The following is a 6,588-nucleotide window of genomic DNA, read 5'->3' as shown; positions in this document are numbered from 1 at the left end:
TCGGCGAGCGCCTTACGGCTGGCCTGCAGCGGATTCAAAAGAAGCGAAACCGCACGGTGATTGGCGACATCCGTGGGTTGGGCTCGATGATCGGCGCCGAGCTGGTTGAAGATGGAGAAGCCCGCAAGCCGGCGCGCGCGCTCACCGCCAAGGTCATCAAGGAGGCAGCCAACCGCGGCTTGTTGCTGGCATCGGCCGGCCGACACTTCAACGTCATCCGCTTCCTTGTCCCGCTGGTCCTGACGGATGCACTGGTCGACGAAGCCCTGGCCATCATCGACGAATCCATCGACGCCGCGCTCGAGAGCGAGCTTGCGCCCGCAAAGGCAGTTGCTTAAGCAGGGTAAACCTCATGAATTTTGCAGATCCTTCAGAGACTTGCACTGCAAGTGAATTCCGAGGTTCACGCAAACCACCGCGCTCAGCGACTCTGAGTCGGGCTGAGCCAGCCCTGCCGCCATCTTGAGGTTTTCAGGACGTTTAGGTTCGAACGTTGACGGCTAAATGTAATGGGTCGATAACACCTCGGCGCTCGCCTCGGATGTTATCGGCCCATTTCAGTTTCGCTGCTGTTTGACTTGACTTGACTGTCGCGGTGGAACGACTGATTACGCCACACCCTTCGAAAAGGAAGGTAATAAAGCGGACTCACAGAGATCGGAGGGTGTCGGAAGTTGAGACAAGTGCTTCACAGACGGGCCCCTGCGACACGCCGTCAATAAAGACCTCAGCAAGCACCGCCCTGCGTGTCGAATCTGTGCGAGAAGGTGCGGTCGCCCGTAGGAATATGTCGCCTTGCTCTGCCGGTGCAAGCGTGATGCTTTGCACTTCGGCGTGCGGCCGCCAACCAAAGCCGGGTATTAGACGAGCTGCGAAGACGGCGGAGCGGTTCAGGTTATTACGGATCCTGACGGTGTATGTGACTTCGCTGTCCGGGCTTGTTTCTAAAATGTATGGCAGCATTCGCGCCCAAAAAAGGTCGATGAAATGGTCTGCGGGCTCGCTTACGACGCCGCGGAAAGCTGCCTCCTTCCGCTCTATATAATCCGTGTATTCCGCAATTCGGGACGGATCCATCTCAATCAGCGGCCCGTGACCAGGACATAGAAAATCTGGCTTCGTCGCCTGAAAGACGGTTGCGCAACGACGATGCGTTTCCAATTGGAAGCTGTTGCGCATTACCGTTAGCTGGACCGGAATCTCGCGATCGATCCCTCCAGCGCCCGGATTACAGAGAGCCACATTGTCACCGCTAAAGAGCACCCGCCTTCCGTCAATCTGACCCGAAATCATCGAGTGGAATTCGGTCTGACCAGGTGCGTAGTGAATCTGGAAGTCAAACCCTCTCCAGTGGAACGCCTCGCCGTCGCGTAGTACTTTCTTCACTTCTATGGGCTTTTGAAAGCAACATGGCGTGCCCGCCCATGCAGATGGGTTCGCTATAACTTCGGCGACGCAGTCGAGAGCCCAGCATTCCGTGCCGAATTTTCGCTGAAGAAACGGGATCCCGCAGATATGGTCGTCATGAATGTGGGTGGGAATCGCGAGCTCGATCTGCTGCACTCCAAAATCATCTCGCAGTTGGTCGATATGATGTTCGACGAAGCGCAGAGTTTTCATGCCGCTGTGATCGTTGCCGAAATGCAGGTGTCCTTGAGAGGACAATCCGTAGTCGATCAACATGGCGTGCCCGCTTCCGCTAAGCACGATGTAAAAGTTCGAGCAGGTGTATGGGCCTGCCCAAAGAAGGTGATCCGAAATCTTCTCCAGCTTGCTTTCGCGTAAGGTCTTCCAATCCATGAAACCTGTATTCCATCCGGAAGTGAAAAGCCGGCCTATATTCGCCAGCTTTTCCAGCTTCGGTTCGAGTCTTTCGATATCTGCGCCGACCTCGCTGATTGCCTCTCCATGAGAAGGGTAGGCGATCGAGACGTTCTCCTTCTTTAAAGCCAAAATTGACTGCATTGTGAACTCGACGCCGGCGAGATCGCCGTAGGCATATTCCATTGCATGCAGCTGATACAGGTTTCCCTCGGTGGTCATCAGATCTCCGGTAAAGGCGACCTTCTGACCATCCACGCGCGTGATCAGGCTGACCATACCATAAGTGTGGCCTTTGGCTGGGATGATGCGTATCTCGTAGTCTCTCCAGACAAAAGTACTATAATCTTCTAAGATGGCATCTATCGAAATGTTTTCCGCCAACGAGAAGAACGTGTTCATGTTGTTGTAGTTGTCGTAGATCACCTTGGTCTGCCAGTGAGCTTCAACATTATCGAACAGGTGCCGCTCGAATTCCGGAACGGCAACCTTCGCGCCTGCGTTCTGAACGCTTTTCGTTCCCCAGCATGGGTCTCTATGGTGGTGTGTGTGCAACACCCAGTCGACTGGGTCGACCCCTATGTCGGCTAGGTTCCGCATAACGGCACCTGAGCCCGTGTCGATTAGCAGGGCATCCCTGCCGCTTTTCAGGATGAACACGTTGCATGTGTCGCGAAATTCCCAGAGGTTTCTGGAGTGTTGGATCAAAGTCATGCGATTTCGCACCCGTCAGCAACCCGGTATCCGAGAAGATGTGGATCTACAATGAAACAAGTCATCGACCTGACTTTCCAAGTGAACAAGTCGGTCGCCATAATCGGGCCGGCGATGGCCTGGCTGGAACGAGAAGATCTCGACTGAATCGGCCTATCAGCCGCAAACGTTGCAAGGTTCAGGCGCTGGGCTTGCCCGATTGGTTTTTCAGGTTCAGCAAGTCGGGTGGCAGATGTTCGGAACCCGAGCGGCACTGCCATCTTGTCAAGCCGCCCGGTTCTGTGAGGTAGCGAATACTCAGCCGGTTTGATCGAGCCAAACCTTAGCCAGGTCGACATCGAACGTTGGGTGCATCTCGTAGCCTTTTACTTGCTTGGTCGAATGATGAAACACAGAAAGCCAATAGGGCTGAATAAGGACGCCGGAATCCTGCAGAAGCGTTTCGATATCCTTCATGAGCGCCTTTCGCTTCTCTGGGTCCGGCACCGTCAATGCCTGATCCAGTAGCTTGTCAAATTCCGGGTTAGACCATGACGATTCATTCCATTCAGCACCACTTCGATAGGCGAGCGCCAAGACCTGAACGCCAAGCGGCCGCATATTCCAGTTCGTGGCAGAAAGGGGGTATTTCATCCAGTCATTATAAAAGGTGCTGCTGGGCAGAACCGTCCGCTTCACCTTGAAGCCAGCCTCGCGGAGTTGCTGCGCTATCGCATCGGTCGAATCCTTCAGCCAATCGACGTCGGGACCGAAAATTTCGTGCTCGAAGTCCATCTGCCCGGCTTCGGTCATCAGTTGCTTTGCCGCCTGGACATCTCGCTTCTTTTCCGGAAGCGGATAATACTCCGGGTGTATCGGCGCCACATGGTAGTTCCCGGCAACGGTGCCGCGGCCATTGTAGCCAATTTGCAGGATAGTCCCGTTATCGACGGCAAGTTGCAGGGCATTGCGAACTCGCTGATCATCATACGGCTTGGCGGTAACCTTGGTCCGGCATACGATGGTTGTCGCCGTCTTTGCCTCAGATTTAACGAGGCCGAGTGCGTCGCATGCGTCGATATTGTTCGCGAAGGTCTGGTAGTTGGCGTCGATCTCATTGGATTCGAAAGCGCTCTGAAGAAGAGAGGTATCAGTTCCGTAGTCAATGAATTGAACTTCGTCCAAGTACGGCTCACCACCCCACCACGTTCCGTTTGTCCGGCGCTTCAGGACGGCCTTTTGCCCCACGTCCCATGACACCAGTTCAAACGGGCCGGTACCAACCGGATGCGTAACTAAATTCGAACCGTTCTTTTCGAAATCACGATGGACGACCAAGGCAGGGTAATCGGCAAAGCCAGCGATGATTGTGATGTCAGGCTTCGACAGCGTTAGTTTGATCGTATGCTGGTCGACCTTTGTGATGGCGCCGTCTTTCGCCTTGCCTATCTTTTCATCGATCAGCGTGGCCAGGCGCGCGGCCATGGAGTTTCCGGGCACGTCCTTTTCGCACCACCGCCGCAGATTGAATAGCACGTCATCTGCCGTAAAATCGTCGCCGTTGTTCCACTTGACGCCCTTGCGGACGTTTAGCACATAGCCTGTCGCATCGTCCTTGGCTTCCCAGCTCTCCAACAACCAAGGTTCGAACGTATTTTGGCTGGTATATTTGACCAGTGGATCTAGGAATTGACGAGAAATGTTGCCGATTTCCGGGTAGTCACTTATTCGAGGATCTTTGTCGCCGTCGACGCGCATGGCAATTCGCAATGTTCCACCTTTTTTTCCCGTCTCTTCGGCATGCGCCGCCGGAAAGGCTCCAAGCATAGAATACGCCACAGCCGTCGAGGCACCAAAGATGGAGGCGAGCGCCAGGAATTCGCGCCGATCCATTCCGCCCGTCTTTGTCTCTTCGGCGAGCCTGTCGAAAATTTTGGGCATAGGTTTGCCCATCCTGTTGAAAAAGCCCATTTTCACCTCCAGAGGGTTATGGTTGATGTCGACGGAGCGAGCCTACCGAGTTGAATTCAGGTCTCCTTTGAGGGTCTCTGCAATTTCTGGACCTCGTTTGGGAACTTGGGTCAGCCGTTTTCTGCTCAAGCAATATTGTGAACGAGGAACACGAGGGCATGCTGAGAATCCATATCCGCTGCCGCCGACACGATGTCCCCTCCTAGGACTGCCGGAAAAGGCCAATAGAAACTTAGGTGATGATTAGTGATCGCTGAACTATGAAAAGAAGCACGGCGATATAAATCTATCTTATGCTCACGTTTATGGTTGAAACGGTGAAGCGCAGAACCAGCAATGCCGGTACTGTATGTGTAGACTCATCTACAATGCCGCGGATAATCCGACTATGTCAGACGCACTGCGACCATTCCGTCTCGTCGCCGGTTGCTACCAGCTGCGTGCAAATTGGCGAGACTTTACGTTAGCGGCTCCAACCATGCAGTTAGCTCGAACTGTGAGCGCCTACGTTTGCCTGGTCCTTAAGGCCCACGGTTTCTGGTGCTAAACTTCGGCACCGGCCTGTCTGAAACGGAGCGCTGTTATGACCCGCACACCCAACGCGGTGACTGCCTTGGGATAGGGTTTGCTTGGCTTTGCCCTTGTTTTCAGGATATCGATCACGGGCGACGATCGACCCGCCGCCAACTCGGCGACGGCCTTGCCGAAAGCAGCTCCCCGGGCGACACCCGTGCCGTTGCAGAATGCCGCGCCGTAGACATTGCGGTCCAACTCGCCGAAGACCATTCCGCCGTTTTGCGCAAGCGTAAGAAGTCCGCCCCAGCTGCTTTCGAAGCCTATCGACGAAAGCCCGGGCCAGCGTCGGTCAAACGCAATCTGCTGCTGCACCCTGGCCCTTGTCACGTCCCGCTGCGTCGTCTTGAAATCAGTGGCATAGGAGTAGACGTTGCGAAGGATAAGGCGGTTGTCGGCCGTCCGTCGAACGGTCGTGCCGAAGCTGTTTGCTGGGATCAGGCCGTAGGCTGCCTTGTTGCCCACCAGGGAGAGCTCGTTCTCGGTGAGCTGCCTCGTCATGCTGGCAAATGTGTAAAGCGGTATCGCCCGGTCCGTGAAGAAACCGAACCTCGTAAGATAGCCCGACGCGCAAATAATCACGTTCAAGGCCCTGATTGCTCCCGCGGGTGTCTCGCATACATGCCTGGGCATGCCGAACTGCGCACCCACAATGGGCGTGTTCTCGTGAACAGTGACGTTGGCCGGCAGGCCCATGGTCGCATTTTTAAGATATTTCGCCGGTTGGAGGAGAATGGTCCCGGGATGGTGTAAGGCCTTGATGTAATGCTTGCTGCCCGTGATCGCCTGGATTTCTGCGGTGTCGACCCAGCTATAGCGCTGCCCAAGTGCGTCAAGCGCCTCAGAGAACCGCCTCAGATCGTCGACGCCGTGCGCAGTCGCAGCGCTGTGATACTTTCCCTGAGGATCCCAGTCGCAATCCATGCCGTGTTCCTCGACAGCACTTCGGATATAGGCGATCCCTTCAAGGTTGACGAAAAGCTCCTCATTGTTCCCCTTGATGTCCTCCACGAAATCCTGCTTGCGTGGATTGTGGGCAAGGTCGATGACGAAGCCCATGCAGCGCCCGGACGCATTGTTTCCAATGCGGTCGGCGTCCACAAGGATAACGGACGAATCAGGACGGAGTTCTGCGTATCGGCGGGCCGCATGCAATCCCATCCAGCCTCCACCGATCACGAGGCAGTCGCAGTTGACGTCGCCTGTTTGCTGTAACAGCGGCAGCTCTGGCCCAGACGTGGTGTACCAGCCAGACATGGTTGGTTCGGGATGAGGGGGTTCAACGACGATCCGCTTTCCGGTGACGGCTCTGTTGAATGAATTCACTTAAGGCTCGCTGAATGTGTGAGTAACAGGTGGTTGGCTTGGGCGGTGGCACCATATCCAATAGACCACCCCTCCTAGGGCGCGTAGACGGAAAAGATCGCGCTTGATATAGACCTGCTTCATGTCCAAGCTTCGCGGTCTCGTGCCTTCCACCCATTCGCTGTTTGTTTTTGAAGCGGCTGCCCGCACCTTGAGTTTCAAGAG

At 55.2% G+C, this 6,588-nt stretch carries 5 protein-coding genes; 1 reads left to right on the top strand and 4 read right to left on the bottom strand.

Annotation, left to right across the window (positions count from 1 at the left end; genetic code table 11):
* The coding region (locus AC0L3E_RS34295; protein WP_473606870.1) for an aminotransferase class III-fold pyridoxal phosphate-dependent enzyme at nt 1–338 on the top strand (338 nt) is incomplete at its 5' end.
* Nucleotides 339–648: 310 nt separating this feature from the next.
* Here AC0L3E_RS34295 and AC0L3E_RS34290 read toward each other — a convergent pair.
* From AC0L3E_RS34290 to AC0L3E_RS34275, 4 genes are all read right to left on the bottom strand, one after another.
* Nucleotides 649–2,535 (bottom strand): MBL fold metallo-hydrolase, encoded by a 1,887-nt coding sequence (locus tag AC0L3E_RS34290; protein ID WP_473606868.1) that lies wholly within the window; start codon nt 2,533–2,535, stop codon nt 649–651.
* A 297-nt stretch (nt 2,536–2,832) separates the two neighbouring features.
* Nucleotides 2,833–4,485: an ABC transporter substrate-binding protein gene (locus tag AC0L3E_RS34285; RefSeq protein ID WP_473606867.1), complete on the bottom strand. Its 1,653-nt coding sequence runs from the start codon at nt 4,483–4,485 to the stop codon at nt 2,833–2,835.
* Nucleotides 4,486–5,028: 543 nt separating this feature from the next.
* The gene (locus AC0L3E_RS34280; protein WP_473606866.1) at nt 5,029–6,384 is read right to left on the bottom strand and encodes an NAD(P)/FAD-dependent oxidoreductase; all 1,356 of its coding nucleotides are present in this window, start codon (nt 6,382–6,384) and stop codon (nt 5,029–5,031) included.
* Nucleotides 6,385–6,588, bottom strand: a 204-nt coding sequence (locus tag AC0L3E_RS34275) for a hypothetical protein (protein WP_473606865.1), incomplete at its 5' end; no start/stop codon positions are given.

The sequence above is a fragment of the Mesorhizobium sp. WSM4822 genome, from assembly GCF_055811155.1.
This window is presented reverse-complemented; position numbering and strand designations above follow the sequence as displayed.